A 15895-nucleotide genomic window follows, 5' to 3' on the forward strand; every position below is an offset into this window, starting at 1 on the left:
ATCTGGGCAGCGTTGATACGGGGGACGCGACCTTGTTACGGCTGCAAGCGCTCGCGCTGATTGCCGGTGTGTGCCTTCTGCTAATCTGGTAGTCGATTTCACTCGATAGTTAAATTTGTGGAGAGGGTCGGTGCACCGGCGTTGCCGCTGCTCCCGGTCCGATCCAACGATTGCCGCTCACGACGTGGGCAAGCCGGTCTTGGTGGTTCATTCCGTAACACTGCGGTATGAGGCGTGTGCCTGATACGGAGTGGGTATGGTTCTGCGCTCAATGGCGTCGCTGACGCTGGCTTTGCTGCTGTCCTCATGGGCGGGTATGCCGCAACCGGCTGCGTCGACGAAGCCGGCGTCACGATCGGCTCCGCTTATTCTTGGGATCAACACCCACTTCGGGTCCAAGGTCACCGGGTCGAACTACGTCCCCGGCCAATCCGCCACTGCCATCCGACGACTTGGTTTTGAATCTTGGCGTGACGTAGCCTCTATGGGGCGCTTTACCCGGCTGCGGGCCGGCTCGGCGCTCGAGAAATCAGTGCTGGGTCAGTTCGGCGCATTCGCGACCTCGGCCGCCACCCCACAGTCGCCGCTGCTGATCGTCAACACATGGCCGGAAGGTAGCACGCCGGCCAACCGGGTTCAGGCATTTGCGGCCGCCCTGCAGCAGGGTCTTTCGGCCTTTCCGCGCGGCAGCCTGATCGAAATCTGGAACGAGTGGGACAAGAACCCCGACAATCAGACGGGCGGGACCGTTGAGGGCTATGCCAATCTGGTCAACGCCAGCGTACCCGCGATCCGGCGAGCGCTGCCCGCTGCCAAGGTGCTGATCGGCGGAGCGGCTGATGACCAGCAGGATCTGGAGTTTCGCTGGACGAAGGCGCTGCTACGCCGTCCCGAGGCCGCTCTGGCCGATGGCGTTTCGGTACACGTCTACAATCATTGCAGTGCCCCACGTCGCAATCGAGCCGCCGCTGACATGATCGGGCGGCTTGATCGTCTGCGCGCCGACATGGTCGCGATCGGCAAGTCGAGCATGCCGATCTATGTCTCTGAATTCGGCTGGCCGACCGACGGCGGCACCTGCCATATCTCACCGGATGAGGCCGCCGCGGCCGTCGCCCAGTTCACTTTGCTGGCGAACAGCCGGCCGTGGATCGCGGGTATCTGGTATTATGAGCTAAAGGACAGCGGCACCAATCCCGACGATATTGAAAGCCATTTCGGCCTGTACGATTTCAACATGGCGCCCAAGCCGGGAGCATGTGCCGCTACCTTGGCCAACCAGCTCGTCCGGCGTGGCACTGTGCTCCAGACGTATGAGGGCGACGACCTTACCGCCGTCTTGGTTCGAACTGGATCGACCGTGCAAACCATCGCTTGGGCAACGAAGGCGAATACGCCCGCGACGTTGCAGGTAGGAAAAACTGTGATGGCGCGCCCCTTCTGTGCGCCATCACAGTCAGTCAGCGGATCTTACCGGTTGAGCGGTACGCCGGTCGTCCTACCCGGCGACATGCTTCCCCGAGTTGGCGCGGCGGGCGGGACCAGCGCGCTTCGGTAAAGCGTCGATGCCCAAGGCGCGAACTTGTAACCGCAAAACGCCATGAAGGTGACTAGGAACACCATCGACATACCTTGCGTCACGTCCTCGGCGAACATGACGACAAGCAGAAAGCAGATCATTGGCGGCAATGCGTCGATTCGACGCGTCGACGCGATCCGCCAGACAAGGCGTGCGTGCCCGATGACGATCAGGAGCAGCAAGGGCAGGCCCATGATCCGCGCGGTGAACAGATAGCCATTGTGGCTGGCGGTGAGTCCGTCCGCGAGTGTGATCCGCTTCAGGAATTGCGACCAGCCGGTGCCGAGCGGATGGTGCAGCAACAAGTCGATCGTCGCCTCGACCGTGTGCAAACGGCCCGACAGATTCTTGTCCAAACCCTTAGAGGCGATGCGTTCCGCCAAGCGATCCTGCCCGATCTCGAACTGCGATAGCTGGATGGCGAGCAGCACCATGATCCCGGCCAGCACCGCGAAGATCACGCGGAACCAGACGGCACTCTTCTCACTGCGCTTGAAGACCTGAAGCACGCCGATTGCGATCGCGATGAAAGCGCCAAGTGTCGCCGACCGGGTGAGCGTGAAGTAGAAGCCGATGACGAGCAGCACCAGCGACACGCCGACGATCCACAGCCCCTTATCGCGAGGCGCGACGAGTCGGTACGATACGGCTGCCGGAACCGACATTGCGATAAGGATCATCGCATTGTTGGCGTGTTCGGAAAGCGAGGTGATACGCGTTTCGCCGAAATAGGTGGTGTCCTTCACGCGCGGTGAAGCGAATCCGATTTGCAGCAGGAGTGGTTTGCCGCCGATCGAGGCAAACCAGATCGTAAGAACGTGCAGCGCTGCACCGGCGATGATCCCGAGCAGGAACATGCGCTGCAATCGTGGATTGCCGGGCATGATCTGCGCAAGCGGCGCCGCGAGCGCAATGGCAAGTGCCCAGCGCATGTAATAGACGTAGTCGGCGATGACGAAGCTGCCGAACGTCAGATAATGCACAACGGCGGGCACCACGATTGCCGCCTGCCAAGCTAGCATGAACGGCACAGTGCTGCTGTTTCGGATCGTCCGATTATAAAGCGCCCACGCGAACGGAATGCACAGCGCTACTGCCAAATCGGTGTAGCGAGGTGACGACGTTGCGTTAGGTATCAGCAAGCCCGGAAAAGGCAGCGAGAAGCCTAAGAAGAAGGTCAGACGCGCCAATATGGTGCCGCGATCCGCAGCTTTACCTACCACCCGCTGTTGCACGATTTCCCCGCACCTTCTTATTCCCCAGTGCTGCCCTACTCAGGCCAGATGAAATTAGCGACGAAAAAATGTGACTGCTAACGTCCTGTAAAAGCACGCGGGGCGTGGCGACTAGTGCCTTGCACGTAGAACGGATAGGGAACACGGGAGCGAAAAATCGAATCGGAGTGACTATGAGGCAGGTCAACGAAGCCGAGCTGGTTTGGCGCGTCAGATATCAGTTGAGCCGCCTCGGTGCGGGGCTGCGGAAGAATCTTGCATCGTCAAATCCCGATGTCCGACGCCCGGCCGAGCAGCTTGTCGCCGAGCAGTTGGTCCGCGGAGCGTTGGCGCGGCTGGAGATTCTGTCGTCGGCACCGCTACGTGAGGGAACGAACGTTTTCGAGCGAGCTGCCTATGGCGAGGGAGAAATCTCGATCGAGTAGCGCTTCTTGTAAGTCAAAGCTAAGAGGTTTGTGCATCCATCTGCGGATGGCTCTCGTAACTGCCCCAAGTTGCGCCAGAAAGGCGTGAGAATCGGGAAGGTGGTTCTGGATGAGCGCTGCACGGGAGCTGGATACGTTGAACGGTTACCAGCAAATTTCTTCTAATCAAGATCAGGTTGTGGCTCGGGGCACCGAGCGACGAGCTTGTGAGACTGAGGGGACGATGGCTTACGCTCAGCGGAGTGCGCTCGAAGCCGCGCTTCTTGATAATCACGGCAACATCGCATTGGCTGCCATTCAGTTGCGCATAGCTAAAATCACTGTGTACCGCCTAATAAATGCTTATGATATTTGTTATGTAGAGATAAAGGCCCGTAAGTTCGCCAGCTAAGTTCCGGTGCTTTCCAGCGTTACGGCGGTTTCAAAGCCGCGACTTGCGATCAGCTCGTGCGTGACGTCGCTGACGATCCACTTCGTCCCGTCGATCGGCGCCTTGAAGCCGCGGACGGTCACCGGCCGGTCGGGGTAGATCTCCAGCCGGCCAAGCGCGAGTCCGAGGTCCAGCTTGCGGGGCGCGCGGGCGGCGCGGCCGAGTTCTGCCTTTGCAGCGGCGCGCGCGCCGGCCTCGCTGGCGTAGGTGCGTGCCAGCCGCCTCGCCTCTCCCGTTCCGCCGCCGACCTTCACCACCTGTTTCTTCGCGCCCTTACGGTCGTGCCACGCCGCCTCTATCGCGCCGGCTTCCTCGCGCTTCTCGATTTTGAAGGTATGTCGGTCGCCATCACGCCGGGTGATCGTCAGGCCGGGAATAGCCGCGCCGCTGGCGGTCACAGCCTTGCCGATCGGCGCGAAGATCAGCGCGCCGGCTTTCACGGTGGCGGTTGCGTCATGCTCGCGGCCGAGCCGACGTAGCAGCGCCATGTCACTCTCACGGCTCTGCGCCAGCGCGGGCACTGCGATCCCCGCCAGCGCGGCCGACACGCGCGGCTTGAGCTTGTTGCGCGCAGCGACCGCCTTCACGATGGCCCCCAACGTCGTCGATCGCCAGCTATGCTCGCGGCGGGTGCGGATTGCACTGGTCAGGTCGGCGGAGCGCGCGCGGATGACGAGCTGGTCGGTGGGGCCGCTATGTTCTATCTCGTCGACCACGAAGCTGCCCTTGTCGACGAGCCCGACCGCTACGTCGTTGCCGCTCGCCCAGCCGAGCTTGACGGTGATCGTGGCGCCGGCCGGCGGGATCTCCAGCAGCCCGTCGCTGTCGTCGAGCGTCATTTCAAGCTGGTCGGCATCGCCGCCGCGCTTCTCGGACAGGCGCAGCCCGATCAGGCGCGCGCGTGGTGTGCGCCCGGCTGCGCCATCTGTACCCTTCAGACGCGGGGTCAGGTCCTTGCCGTCGACCGTGATGCGGTAATCGGCGACGTTTGCCTCGGTCATACGGCCACCGGCGCGGGCTGCGCGTCGACTTCGAGCAGTGTGAGCGTGAAGTTGATCAGCCGCGGCGTGCCGTCGGCGAAGAAGGCGGTGTGGCGTTCGCTGATCTTGGTGATGACGAAGTTGCCGTAGATCGCCCCGGTGCCGGCGACGAGCGGCCATGCGGCGCCGTCCTTCGCCATGTCGACCAGCTGGTCAATCGAGGCGCGGCCGGCCATCAGCTCGGCCGGCGCATCGCCCGACAGCGTGATCTCGTCATTGTCGCGCCCGGTGAACTGGACGGCATCGAGCGCGCCGACGCGACCCGCGCGCGCGTGGCGCCACGATCGCTCGCGCGCCAGCTCCTGATAGGCCAGTGTCGGCAACGAGAAGACGAACATGCCCAGCGCCATGAGGTTCATACGTCGGCTCCATCGGGATCATCGCGGAAGGTGGAGCGGCGCGCTGCGGCGTTCTGGCGTTCCATGCGCTGCAATTCCGCGCGGATCGCGCGCGCCAGATCCTCGGCCGACTGGCCGGGCGCCTGCGTGATGTGGAAGTGATACTCGGCCGGCCCAGCGGGTGCGGGCGCCGATCGCGACGCGTCGCGGCCTCGCTCGATCGCGCGGAACTGCGCCAGCGCACCGGCACCTCGCGACAGCGCCTGACGCGCACCAGCACCGCGCGCCTCCATGTCAAGCCCCGGTGCGGCAACCGCGGCGCCGGCCGCGAAGGTGCCGGCGAGCGCACCGGCGACGCGGCGGACGTTCGCGATCGGCCGGCGTGCGCCATCGTCCAGGCCGCGGTCGAGCCCGGCCATCATGAAGCCGCCAAGCCCAGCGAACACGCGGCTGGGCGAATGGATGCCCAGCACGCCCTTGAACGCGCCGATCGCGGCGCGGCCGAGCTGGACGATGCGCGCGACTAGTCGGTCGGGGCTCAACATCGTCAGCAGCCCGTCCATGAGGAAGCGGCCGACACGCGGCCCCCAGTCCATGATGAAGGCACCGGCGCTGGCGAACGCGCCCTTTACGCCCACCCAGAGCCTGGTGAAGAAGCCGCTGATCGCGCCCCAATGCTGGTAGATCAGGTAGGCGGCGCCGGCGAGCAGCGTCGCGACCGCGACGACGCCGGCGATCGTCGCGATGATCGGGAACAACCCGATCGAGGCCGCGCCGCCGGTGATCCCCATCGCGACCAGCCCGGCGTTGGCGAGCGCGATCGGACCGAGGATTGCCGCCGCGCCAATCGCCAGCACGCCGAACGTCACCATCAGGACGGCGAGCCCGGCCGCGGCGAGCGCGGCGCCTTTGGCGAGCAGCGGGTGGCGCTCGGCGGCGCTTGCGACCAAGCCGGTCAGCGCCGCCAGCTTTTCGGTCACGCCATTGACCGCAGGCAACAGCAGGGTGCCCATATTCACCGCCAGCACCTTGGCGTTAATCGCCAGCGCCTTGGTCTGCTGGTCGCTGTCCTTCAGGCGTTCGGCGAAGTCGGTGTCGGTGGTGCGGTTCGCCTGTGCAGCGGCAATCGCCTCGGCGCGGATCTTGCGATATTCGCCGATGTTCTGGATCAGCGGGCGCAGCCCCTGCTGCACCTGCGCATCCTCGAACAGATAGCCGAGCTTGCTGAGATCGCCCTTGAGCGCGCGGTTCGTCAGCTCGGCAAGCGCCTCGATCGGCGTTTTGCCTTCCTTATAGGCGCGCTGGAGCGCGGCGGGCAGGTCGACGCCCAGCTTGGAAAACGCCTTGTTGGTCGCTGGCGAGCTGATCTTCTGCAGGATGTTGGCGAGGTTGGTGGCAGCCGTGGCGCTGTCGCCAGCACCCTTGCGCGTGATCTGCGCCGCAGCGGCGAGATCCGCGCCGGCGTTGACACCCGTCTGCCCCAGCCCCTGATAGGCGGCGGTGAGCGTCGGGAAATACTGCGCCATGTCCTTGATCTCGAAGGCGCCCGACTTCCCGGCTTGCGCCATCGCATCGATCATCCGCCCGGTGTCGGCGATCGGCACCTTGAGATTGTCGTGGGCGGCGAACGCGGCCGACGATAGGTCAGCGATCTCGGCCTTGTAGGCGGTCGCTGCGCGCCCGATCGGCTTCATCATCGCCACCGCCTGACGCGGATCGAGGCCGAAGCCTGCCAGCACGTCGACACCGGCTTGCAGATCCTCGGGAAGCTGGTTAGCGGCGCGCGCCGCGCCGAGCAGCTCCTTGCCCATGCGCGCGGCCTGCACCCGGCTCAGATCGGCCTTTTGCGCGATATCGGTCATTACCGATTCGAAGGACTGCGCGGCCTTCACGCCTTCCCAGACGCCCGCACCGACCGCGACGCCGCCGGCAATGGCACCAGCCCCGGCACCGGCGATGTTGCCGGCCATGTCCTGCATGCGGTTGAAGCGCTCGCGCGCCGCCCCCATCCGGCGTTGTCGATCGGCGAGCTGGTCGGTGCGGCGAAGCTGCTCTTCCAGCTCGCGATTGGCGCCGGTCGCAGCGGCTCGCAGCTCGCGATCGTGGCGCGCCAGATCGTTGGTCGCGACGCCAGCCTCGCGCAGCGCGGTGCGCAGCTCGTGGAGCTGGCGTTCCTCGCCCTCGTGCTGACGCGTCAGGCTCGCCACCTCGCGGCGCGCGCGCTCCAGATCCCGCGTCATTGCCCGCGTCGGCGTCTCAGCCTGCGCCATCGCGCGCGACAGCTCGCCGACCTTCGTCTTGGCACCTTCGAGCGCGCGGCCGGTAGCGACCGAGTCGGTCTTGAGCTGGCGGAAGGCGTCGACGTTGCCCTTGGTGCGCTCGATCTCCTTCAACCGGTCGCGCGCGCCCTTCAGTGCCGCGTCGGCATTGCGCCCGCCGCTGGCGAGATCGCGCAGCGGCTTGGAGAAGCGGTCGCCGGCTTCGAGCAGCATGCGGATGCGGAGATTGCGGTCCATGCGGTCAGCGCGCCTTGGCGGGAGTGTTCATCGCCTTGAAGCGGTCGAGCGCGCGGGCGTGCCAGCGCATCAGCTCGGCCAGAGGCATCGGGTCCATGGCGGCGGGCGACCAGTGGAAGACGGTCGCCACGTCCGCCATCGCCTCGTCTACGTCGTCGGCAAGGCTGCCTTCGCCGCCTTCGGCAGCAAAAAATCCATCACCTCGCCGCCGAGCTGAGTCAGGTCGGCCGGGTCCATCGTCGCGCCCTTCGGGATGACGGGGGTGGTGATGCGCGGCGCGATCGTCAGCAGTGCGGCGACGTCGCAATTGAGCAGCGCGTTGATCGTGAGCCCGCGCAGCTCGCCCGACATGGGCTTGCGCACATGGATTTCGGTACCGGCGGCGATCACCTCGGCACCGTTGAGGGTGACGGGGCCGTCGAGCGTGAAGCTGGCGGCGGCAAGCGCGATGGTCGACGCGGCGGCAATGGTGGTCTGTTCGGTCATGGGTCAATCCAGCGAGAGAAAGCGGCCGGCGCTGGTGAGGCGCCGGCCGAGGTGGGAGCAGGCAAGGGGGCAGCCCGCGCCGGGGGTCAGAGGATGGCGGCGCGCTGCTCGGCGAGGCGGTCGACGCCGCCGACCATGAAAACCATGTTGAGGCGGTCGATCTCGATCTCTGTCACGCCGTCCCAGTCGAGCCGGTAATAGGTGAGCGCGGACTTGACCTTGAACTCGCCCGGCTCGCCCGGCTTCTGGTCGCCGAACTCCATTTCCTCGTGCCGGCCGCGCGTGGTGATCTCGATCGTTGCGGTGCGATCGCTGGAGTCGTCCTGATAGAAGCCGACAAAGCGCTGGTAGATGCCAGATGCCGACGTATGGCCGAACTGGCGCAGGATCTCGCGCATCGGTCCACCATAGGTCGCCTCCTGTTCAAGCGCCTCGCCGCCCATGTCGTACTTGATCGGGCCGTCCATCGCCCCGCCGCGATATTCCTCCAGCTTGCGGGTGAGCGTCGGGATGGTGACCGCGGCTACCTCGCCCAGCCAGCTCTGGCCTTCGTTGAAAAGGTTCATGTTCTTCAGCAGCGCGGGCAACGCCATGGTTCAGCTCCGTTGATCGAGGTGGGACGATGGTGCGCGCGTCAGCCCGCCAGCCCCTTCGCGAAATCCGCGAGGTAGCTGTCGGTGATGCGCTGGGTGAGGTTGAGGTTTTCGAGCGGCGGGACGGGCGTGTAATCATAGTCGATCGCCAGCTTGCCGGCCGACAGATAGGCGGTGTCGTTCTTGCCGGCCTTCTGCTCGAACCACGCCCGGCCATCAACGATGCGGCCCTCGGCCTTCATCTGGCGCAGCCCGCCGTTGATCGTCTCGACGATGTCCTTGACCAGCGACGGGCGCAGCGGCTTGTCGATCGCCCACAGCAGGCTGTTGACGATCGTGTCGGTCAGCACGTCGGCGGTGCGCGCCGTCGACTCAAACGCGAACAGGTCGCCGGTCGGCGCGGTGGTGCGGTTGCCCCAGAAGCGGTAGCCCGCCGGCGTGCGGACCAGCGCGGTGACTTCCTTGGCGTTCAGCAGGTTCGCCTCGCACGTTGCGTCCATGACGTCGAAGCCGATATCCTTGGTGAGCCCCAGCACGCCTTCCACCGGTACGTTGCTAAGCGTCTTGTGCCAGCCCGTCTCCTGGTCGATCTTGGCGCGCAGGCCGAGCGCGCGCGCGACCGCGAAGCTGGTGGCGTTTGCCGTCGCAACCGTGTCGAAGGCGACGAAGTCGGGATAGAGCAGCATCAGCCTGCGCGACGAGAAGGTGGCGCGGTTGGCGATGGCCGCTGCGGCGTCGGCACCGCCCGCGCCGGCATAGGCGAAACCGCGCAGCTTGTCCGCGACGGTGACCAGCGCTGCGGTGACCGCGGCGCTGTCGAGGCCGGGGCAGCCGAGGATGCGCGGGCGGACGCCAAGCTGCGCCTCCGCGGCGAGCAGCGCCTGCATCCCGGTCTTCTGGCCGTTGGTGGTGCCACCAATAACATTGGCCGTTGTGCCGGCGGCATCCGCGCCCGGCGCGACGCGCACAACGATGACCGGCGCGCGCACCTGATCGGTGATCGCCTGAAGTGCGAGGCGCAGCGTGCCGCCGTTGCCGGCGACGCCGATCGCGGCATCAAGGTCGGCGACCAGCACCGGGCGGTTGAGCGGGAAGGCGGCGTCCAGCGCGGCGGTCGGTGCGCCGGCCGGTGCGGTCGCGGTCGCGACCATGCCGATAACGGCAGTCGCGACGGTGACGAGCGAGCGGGCGCCCTGATTGAGTTCGGTGTACGTGATGCCGTGCATGGGCAGTTCCTTCAGACGGTGCGGGCGAGGGGGACGAGCAGGCGGGTGCGGGCGTTCGGCGCGGGCACGTCGAGGCGGGTGGCGTCGATCGTCATGGTGGTGACGCCGGTCGCCGCAGGCGCGACGTTGATGGCGGTGACGCGGATGCGCGGTTCCCAGCGGGCGAGCGCCAGCGCTGTCGCCGCGATCAGCCGCATGCGGCCGAGCGCGTTCATCGGCTGATCCAGCAGCTCGGGCAGCAGGGAGCCATAGTCGCGCCGTGCGATGCGGCTGCCGAGCGGGGTGGACAGGATGTCCCGCACCGACTGGCGCAGGTGATCCTCGCCGGCGAGCGGCTTGCCGGTGGTCGCGTCCATGCCGATCATTGCGGTGGACCCGAAACCGCGCCGCCTGCCTGCACCTTGGTGTGGATGTGATCCTTGAGGCTCTTGCCGCCACCAACGACGTCGGTCGCGGCGGTAATGGTGTCGGTACAGTCGAGCTTGCCGTCCACCTTGACCGGGCCGGTGAGGCTGATCCCGGCCGGCGCGACGATCGTCAGTGGGCGTCCGCCGGGAAGCGTGAGCTTCAGGCCGGCGCCGGCGGCGTCATAGGCCAGCTCGGCACCGTCACTGAAGCGGATCAGATCCAGCGCGGTGCTGGCGGGGGCGGGGTTCGCGTCGGAGAACAGGCCGGGCAGGACGATGCCGCCTTCCATGTCGCCTTCCGGGCACAGCAGCAGGCACTGCTCGCCGACGCTCGGCGCCGACCAGATGCGCGTCGTTCCGGCGCGCGCGGTGAGCCATGGCAGGTCGGCGGTCTCGATCTCGCCGACGCGCACGCGGCACGTCGCCGCGGCCAGATCAACATGGTCGATCGTGCCTAGCTGGATCAGGTTGCCGGCCAAGCGGCGGGGATCGGAAATGGCGGTCACGGTGCCGGACCATGCCGCCGAAGGCGCTATCTCGCGCGGGCCTGTTCCTGTGGAAACGGCATTCCACAGGAATGGGTGGCTCCAGACACGCTGCCTCGGGCGAGGCGCATGCGACAATGACCGGTTCCGCCCAATAGCGGACGCTTCGAGGCTGTCTTTGCGCCGCTCGATTGCGGCCGCTTATTCATCCGGCCATACGCTGCCGGTCGTATGACGATAATAGCTTCGCTCCTTCTGCTCGGTGCGACTGTGGCCGGCAATCATCCCTCAATCGATGCCGTCCGAGCCGATTTGCCGGCCTTTGTCGGATATCGGCTCACACTTTGCGGTCATGTTTCAGCGGATCGATCGATCCTCTATTCAGACACCGTGTCGAAAATTCACGGACGTGTAGGTATAAAGCTGCGCGGCTACCGTCCGAAAGGAAGACGCAAGTGCATCGTGGGCTACCTTGTCCACGAAGACGATCAGCAGCCACCACGCCGAGGTGAGCCGCGGACCATGCTTGTAACGGATGCCGCGGTTCAACCCGACTTTGTTTTTATGGCGGCTGGTCGACAAGCTAGAACCTTCCCGGCTCAACCGCTCGATGCCGAAATTCGTAAACTCAAAGCGGACCGGCCGCTGTCCACCAAAGTCGGACATCTAAGCGTCACATCCCGCCGGTGTATACGAAGAGGAAAGGCAGGATTGCGAAGCCAATGACGATCGCTGGAGCCAATGCAACAACTGGCTTTCGCCAAATGTTGCTCGCCAAACTAGCGAGCAGGATCAGTACAAGCGCCAGAAGCGGGTAGATCATGTAATAATCTACTTGCTCAGCGCTTGGAAAATTAACGTGCTCCTGTAAGTAAGCCTCGTGTATGATCCCTCGACCCATGACGAAGAGGGCAAACCACAGCGCCGAGATAAGCCCGCTAACGATATTCGCTACACGCATACGGCGAGCATATCGGCCGTGCCATGTGTCCGCAATTAGGCGTTTCGGACGTCGCGCAGGATGACCGCGGCGGAGGTATATCTTCCGCCGCAGTCACCCGGCGCGATGTCCGAAAACGCCCAGAAGCAGGTAGTCCGCTTACGCCCAATTGCCGACGTTTCGTGTGACCGATACAATCGCGTCCATGGCCGACTACGATCCCGACGACAAATGGCAGAACGAGTGGATGGGGACTGTTGACCGCGTCGGAGAGACTCTCCGCGAGCAGCACTTAAGCAATCCGTGGCCCCACATCCCGGTTCTACCAGAGGCCATGAAATACATGGCGACTGAGCTTTGGGATCGTGGCTTTAGCCAGACGGAGATTCGTGATGCTTTCGAGGCGGCAATCCGAGAACTGCCGCCATACGCAGCTGGTTATGAGACGCGGCCTTAGGTCCGCTAGCGCCCAGTAGCGGACGATCGCGAAGCCCGGTAGGTTCACGTCGTGGAACGTGTTCGGCTCAGCCTGATTGCTACCTGGTTGCTCGCTGCTTACGCTTGCGTCCTCTTGCTTTCCGTACTTGGCTTGGTTTTTCGGAAAGGCGACCTCGTAGCCGGAATCGGCTATAGCGTCTTCCTCGCGTGCTGGCTGAGCTTGCCGGCGGCCGTGGCCGCGTTGCTCGTAAAGTCATCTCAGCATGTTTGGACCTCACGATCCTATTTCGCCGCCCAATTGGTTGTGGTCGTATCATCAGCTTGGCTCTTGCCGCCTGTGTTCTTGGTCGCCGATGCCCAGAATGGAATTGTGCTTGCCTTTTTGCCCGTCCTTCAATGCGGCGCGGTGCTGCTATATGCAGGTCTGATTTGGCTGATGCAGGCATTAACGCGTCGACGTGGGCCTTAACCTCAGACAGTCGGCCATGGTCCGCTCTCCACCACGTCGCGACGTTCAGCGCGGGCATCGTAAGCGGCCCGGCCGCAAACGCCCGATAGCGGACATTTGCTCGTGGGTGTATTGCCCGCTTATGGTTCCTGCCGGCTATCTCTTGAAGCGCCTCGCGCCACCCCCGGAGTGGCTCGCTACTGGTCCCGGCCACATCAAAGACGTTTGCAGCGTGTCCGACTGCGTCAACGACAACGTAGTCGATGTACAAGGAGCATGGCAGCACAACGGCTTCGGCTTGGCAAACAATCCCGATGTTCTCGTGTCTTTGGCCGCCGATGCTGGCGCTGACGTGAGCGATGCAGCCCTGCTCTACTTCACTGCCTACGACCGCGAGCAAGAGTCCGATGGGTGGACGTTTGATCCTGCTAACTGGCGAGCGCGCTTGCCCGCAAGCTCTGCCGCTGTCGTGGACGATGTTCGCGTCCCCACCTCGGGTGCCTCGACACTGCTCGGTTACGACGTTGTGGTGTTCGGAGACTTTCTTGAGCACTCCCCGTTGTCATGCAACTCGATTGCCAAAGAGCTTCATGTAAACGAGCATTGTTTGTTCGCGAGCCTGGACGAAGCCGTTGCAGCCATAGACGCAGGGGCGTTTGGAAACGGCTGCGAGGATGGGATCTATACGATCTTCGGGGTTCACCGTGTGTGATGAACGATGGGGTGCAAAAGTCCGCTTCCCACCAAAACGCGACTTCACCTTGATCGGCTCAAGCTTGCGGTATTGTCTCGGGTTCGGTGATCGCACCGACGAGGATCTTCTGCGCCACGCCGCGGGCGACGTCGTGGACGCGCGCCGCGGTTGCAGCCTCGTCATAGCTACCTTCGGCATCAAGGCAGGCGTTTACCGCGCGCTTGTGCTCGATCGCGCCCTGCTCGAAGGTAACGTGAACGGTGCGCGTGGCGGCATCGTAGGCGCCGATGATGATCTTCATGCTGCTGCTCCTTGGGTCCAGTAGGTGTCGTCGGCGATGTCCGCCTTGGCGAGCTGACGCGCGGTCATGCCGGCGAGCTGCTGTTCCAGGCGGTTGGAGGCGGCGCGGATGGCGTTGATCGCATCGAGCCGTCCTTCGATCGCGGTGCGCTGCTCGCCGGGCGGCATGTGGCAAAGGTCACGCCAATCATTGATCTGGCGCCACAATGGGGCAACAGCGTCGATCCGGCGCGCAGCCTCGCGCTTGGTGGCCTTGATGAGACGGGCGCGCAGCTGCTCGCCATTTTCGGCGGGGCGACGCGCGGTGGGTTCGCCATCGTTGCCGGGCGTGATCACCTTGCCGGCGCTCTGCGCATCGAGCAATCGGGCATGTTCCTCGGCCGTGACCGGACGGGAGTCGTCGGGGAGCGTGGCATGCACACGATCGTCGAAGAAGGTGTTGCGGCTCGGGCTGTAGTGAAGTGACATGGATGCGACTCCCTTATTTTCCGATGGCGAAGAGGCGCGGCCAGCTCGGCTCGCGATCGGCGCCGGACGAGCTGACCAGCTGGCGCATGACGGTCGCACCCTCAGTCGTATAGCTGATGAGCTGATATACGGCGTGCGACTCGATGTTCGGATTGGCCACCTGTGTCGACGTGATGACCTGAAAGCAGGTGTTGAAAGAGATCGGGAACGCCACGTATTGCGTGCCCTCGGAACTGGCTGCCTGCTGCGCGCCGGTGACCCATTGCAGGATCAGGCCGTTGGGTAAGACGGTGTAGCCGTTGCCAGACAGTGAGCCGGTGAATGCGGCGGAAATGTCGGCGGCGACGTGCTTGTGTGAGGACAGAGCGAAGTCGCTGGCGTGATTACCGTCGAGAAGGTCAGCGTCGAGGCCCGAGCCTGCACCGTCATTGTTGGTGCGCCAGACCGTGTCGTCCTTCGTCTCCATGACGAACGATCCGATCGCGCCGGTGTCGACGGTGGCGAGCAGCTTGAAGCCTGACCACCCGATTTTTACGACGTTTGGCTTCTGGTCTACGCCAGTGCCCTGCTGGACGGGGGTAAATCCGAGCCGGGTGGCGACGTCGGTGTACCAGCTGCCATCCTTGCCATCGAGCAGATCGGCATCGAGCCCCGACCCGGCACCGTCGTTGTTGGTGCGCCAGACGGTGTCGTCCTTCGTCTCCATGACGAACGATCCGATCGCGCCGGTGTCGACGGTGGCGAGCAGCTTGAAGCCCGACCACCCGATCTTCACGACGTTGGCCTTCTGGTCGACGCCCGTGCCCTGTTGGATGGGAGTGAAGCCGAGCCGGGCGGGAACGTCGCTGTACCAGCTGCCCTGCTGGCCATCGAGCAGGTCGGCGTCGAGGCCCGAGCCGGCACCGTCATTGTTGGTGCGCCAGACGGCATCATCGCCCGCCTCCATGACAAACGATCCGATCGCGCCGGCGTCGACGGTGGCGAGCAGCTTGAAGCCCGACCAACCGATCTTCACGACGTTCGTCTTCTGATTGACGCCGGTGCCTTGCTGGACAGGGGTGAAGCCGAGCCGCTTTGCGATATCGGTGTACCAGCTGCCGTCCTGACCATCGAGCAGATCGGCGTCGAGGCCGGAGCCGGCGCCGTCATTGCTGACGCGCCATACCGTATCGCTGCCAACCTCCATGACGAAGGCGCCCATCGCGCTGGCGTCGACGGTGGCGAGCAGCTTGAAGCCGGACCACCCAATCTTGACGACATTCGGCTGCTGCCCGACGCCGGTGCCCTGCTGAACCGGCGTGTAGCCGATCCAATCCTTTATCGCTCCGCGGGCGGTCGCCGGCGTGATCGCGCGCTGCGCGTCGGTGCCAGCTTTTGCTTCGTCGATCGTCGCCAGCTCGATGACGCCTGCGCGGTCGGTCGTAGCCGCCGGGTTGGTGAAGTTGGCATTGCCAAAGGTGATGTTGGCCGCGGGGATTTCGGCAAGCGTCACGTCCAGCGCGAGCAGCAGCAGCGCCTGTGACGCCTTCTCAACGATCGGATCAGCCTGTCCGTAGATCGCGAACAATGTGCCGTCCGACAGGTACAGCGCGAAGGAGCGCATCGCGTAGACGTCGTTGCTTTCGTCGGTCACCGTGATGTGCACGACGTCGGTTGCGGTCGCTTCGCCGGCGACACTGGCAATACGTTTCACTTCGCCAAACAGGCTGGTCATGGTTGCCAGCGGAATGAAGGGCGTGGGCGATACGCCGACCGCCGCGATGCGTACGGCGCGAAAGCCGCCGCTTGCCTGATTGATGATCGCAGCGCGACCGGCGTTGGTGATGACAAGTTGCAGGGCCATGGCG

20 protein-coding genes are annotated in these 15895 nt (G+C 64.5%); 5 read left to right on the forward strand and 15 right to left on the reverse strand.

Annotated elements, in window-relative coordinates:
- Nucleotides 1-256: 256 nt before the first annotated feature.
- Nucleotides 257-1558: a glycoside hydrolase 5 family protein gene (locus SPHPH_RS0103005; protein ID WP_156025786.1), complete on the forward strand. Its 1302-nt coding sequence runs from the start codon at nt 257-259 to the stop codon at nt 1556-1558.
- On the opposite strand, the gene SPHPH_RS0103010 is transcribed toward SPHPH_RS0103005, so the two are convergent.
- The gene (locus SPHPH_RS0103010) at nt 1471-2814 is read right to left on the reverse strand and encodes an O-antigen ligase family protein (protein WP_156025788.1); all 1344 of its coding nucleotides are present in this window, start codon (nt 2812-2814) and stop codon (nt 1471-1473) included. The two genes, SPHPH_RS0103005 and SPHPH_RS0103010, sit on opposite strands and share 88 nt — an antisense overlap.
- Nucleotides 2815-2987: 173 nt before the next feature.
- Here SPHPH_RS0103010 and SPHPH_RS0103015 point away from each other — a divergent pair, with 173 nt between their 5' ends.
- Together SPHPH_RS0103015 and SPHPH_RS21005 are read left to right on the forward strand one after the other, a co-directional pair.
- Nucleotides 2988-3239 (forward strand): hypothetical protein, encoded by a 252-nt coding sequence (locus SPHPH_RS0103015; protein ID WP_028965359.1) that lies wholly within the window; start codon nt 2988-2990, stop codon nt 3237-3239.
- A gap of 109 nt (nt 3240-3348) precedes the next feature.
- On the forward strand, nt 3349-3630 hold the full coding sequence (locus SPHPH_RS21005) for a hypothetical protein (protein WP_156025790.1): 282 nt from the start codon (nt 3349-3351) through the stop codon (nt 3628-3630).
- Here SPHPH_RS21005 and SPHPH_RS0103020 read toward each other — a convergent pair.
- The 11 genes from SPHPH_RS0103020 to SPHPH_RS21010 all read right to left on the reverse strand — a co-directional run bounded on the left by SPHPH_RS0103020 (nt 3627) and on the right by SPHPH_RS21010 (nt 11583).
- On the reverse strand, nt 3627-4670 hold the full coding sequence (locus SPHPH_RS0103020; protein ID WP_028965360.1) for a contractile injection system protein, VgrG/Pvc8 family: 1044 nt from the start codon (nt 4668-4670) through the stop codon (nt 3627-3629). The genes SPHPH_RS21005 and SPHPH_RS0103020 overlap by 4 nt on opposite strands.
- Nucleotides 4667-5068, reverse strand: coding sequence for a phage tail protein (locus tag SPHPH_RS0103025; protein WP_037487961.1), 402 nt, complete (start codon nt 5066-5068; stop codon nt 4667-4669). Before SPHPH_RS0103025 ends, SPHPH_RS0103020 begins: the two co-directional genes overlap by 4 nt.
- Nucleotides 5065-7563 (reverse strand): phage tail tape measure protein, encoded by a 2499-nt coding sequence (locus SPHPH_RS0103030; protein ID WP_238302840.1) that lies wholly within the window; start codon nt 7561-7563, stop codon nt 5065-5067. The genes SPHPH_RS0103025 and SPHPH_RS0103030 overlap by 4 nt, the downstream gene beginning before the upstream one ends.
- A 4-nt stretch (nt 7564-7567) precedes the next feature.
- Complete coding sequence (locus SPHPH_RS20350; RefSeq protein ID WP_051272802.1) at nt 7568-7702, reverse strand: GpE family phage tail protein; 135 nt, start codon at nt 7700-7702, stop codon at nt 7568-7570.
- 8 nt (nt 7703-7710) lie between these two features.
- Nucleotides 7711-8049 (reverse strand): phage tail assembly protein, encoded by a 339-nt coding sequence (locus SPHPH_RS0103040; RefSeq protein ID WP_051272803.1) that lies wholly within the window; start codon nt 8047-8049, stop codon nt 7711-7713.
- Between the two features lie 86 nt (nt 8050-8135).
- On the reverse strand, nt 8136-8642 hold the full coding sequence (locus SPHPH_RS0103045; protein ID WP_028965364.1) for a phage major tail tube protein: 507 nt from the start codon (nt 8640-8642) through the stop codon (nt 8136-8138).
- A 41-nt stretch (nt 8643-8683) separates the two neighbouring features.
- Nucleotides 8684-9868, reverse strand: coding sequence for a phage tail sheath subtilisin-like domain-containing protein (locus SPHPH_RS0103050; protein WP_037487964.1), 1185 nt, complete (start codon nt 9866-9868; stop codon nt 8684-8686).
- 11 nt (nt 9869-9879) lie between these two features.
- Nucleotides 9880-10233 carry a GPW/gp25 family protein gene (locus SPHPH_RS0103055; RefSeq protein ID WP_028967997.1) on the reverse strand — a complete coding sequence of 118 codons (354 nt, stop codon included), beginning with the start codon at nt 10231-10233 and terminating at the stop codon, nt 9880-9882.
- Nucleotides 10230-10754, reverse strand: coding sequence for a phage baseplate assembly protein V (locus tag SPHPH_RS0103060; RefSeq protein WP_238302843.1), 525 nt, complete (start codon nt 10752-10754; stop codon nt 10230-10232). The genes SPHPH_RS0103055 and SPHPH_RS0103060 overlap by 4 nt, the downstream gene beginning before the upstream one ends.
- A gap of 387 nt (nt 10755-11141) precedes the next feature.
- Entirely contained in the window at nt 11142-11426 is a 285-nt protein-coding gene (locus tag SPHPH_RS18765; protein ID WP_028965367.1) for a hypothetical protein, read from the reverse strand.
- 7 nt (nt 11427-11433) lie between these two features.
- Nucleotides 11434-11583 (reverse strand): hypothetical protein, encoded by a 150-nt coding sequence (locus SPHPH_RS21010; RefSeq protein ID WP_156025791.1) that lies wholly within the window; start codon nt 11581-11583, stop codon nt 11434-11436.
- Nucleotides 11584-11905: 322 nt separating this feature from the next.
- Here SPHPH_RS21010 and SPHPH_RS0103080 point away from each other — a divergent pair, with 322 nt between their 5' ends.
- Both SPHPH_RS0103080 and SPHPH_RS0103085 read left to right on the forward strand, forming a co-directional pair.
- A complete protein-coding gene (locus SPHPH_RS0103080; RefSeq protein WP_028965369.1) occupies nt 11906-12157 on the forward strand; it encodes a hypothetical protein in 252 nt (83 codons plus the stop codon).
- A 661-nt stretch (nt 12158-12818) separates the two neighbouring features.
- Nucleotides 12819-13298 carry a hypothetical protein gene (locus SPHPH_RS0103085; protein WP_156025792.1) on the forward strand — a complete coding sequence of 160 codons (480 nt, stop codon included), beginning with the start codon at nt 12819-12821 and terminating at the stop codon, nt 13296-13298.
- Between the two features lie 58 nt (nt 13299-13356).
- Here the strand turns inward: SPHPH_RS0103085 and SPHPH_RS0103090 are convergent, their stop codons facing one another.
- From SPHPH_RS0103090 to SPHPH_RS20360, 3 genes are all read right to left on the reverse strand, one after another.
- Nucleotides 13357-13581 carry a hypothetical protein gene (locus tag SPHPH_RS0103090; RefSeq protein ID WP_028965371.1) on the reverse strand — a complete coding sequence of 75 codons (225 nt, stop codon included), beginning with the start codon at nt 13579-13581 and terminating at the stop codon, nt 13357-13359.
- Complete coding sequence (locus SPHPH_RS20355; RefSeq protein ID WP_156025794.1) at nt 13578-13943, reverse strand: hypothetical protein; 366 nt, start codon at nt 13941-13943, stop codon at nt 13578-13580. The genes SPHPH_RS0103090 and SPHPH_RS20355 overlap by 4 nt, the downstream gene beginning before the upstream one ends.
- A gap of 118 nt (nt 13944-14061) precedes the next feature.
- Nucleotides 14062-15891, reverse strand: a complete 1830-nt coding sequence (locus tag SPHPH_RS20360; RefSeq protein ID WP_051272805.1) for a gp53-like domain-containing protein — start codon at nt 15889-15891, stop codon at nt 14062-14064.
- Nucleotides 15892-15895: the final 4 nt, after the last annotated feature.

The sequence above is a fragment of the Sphingomonas phyllosphaerae FA2 genome (assembly GCF_000427645.1).
Lineage (GTDB): Bacteria > Pseudomonadota > Alphaproteobacteria > Sphingomonadales > Sphingomonadaceae > Sphingomonas > Sphingomonas phyllosphaerae.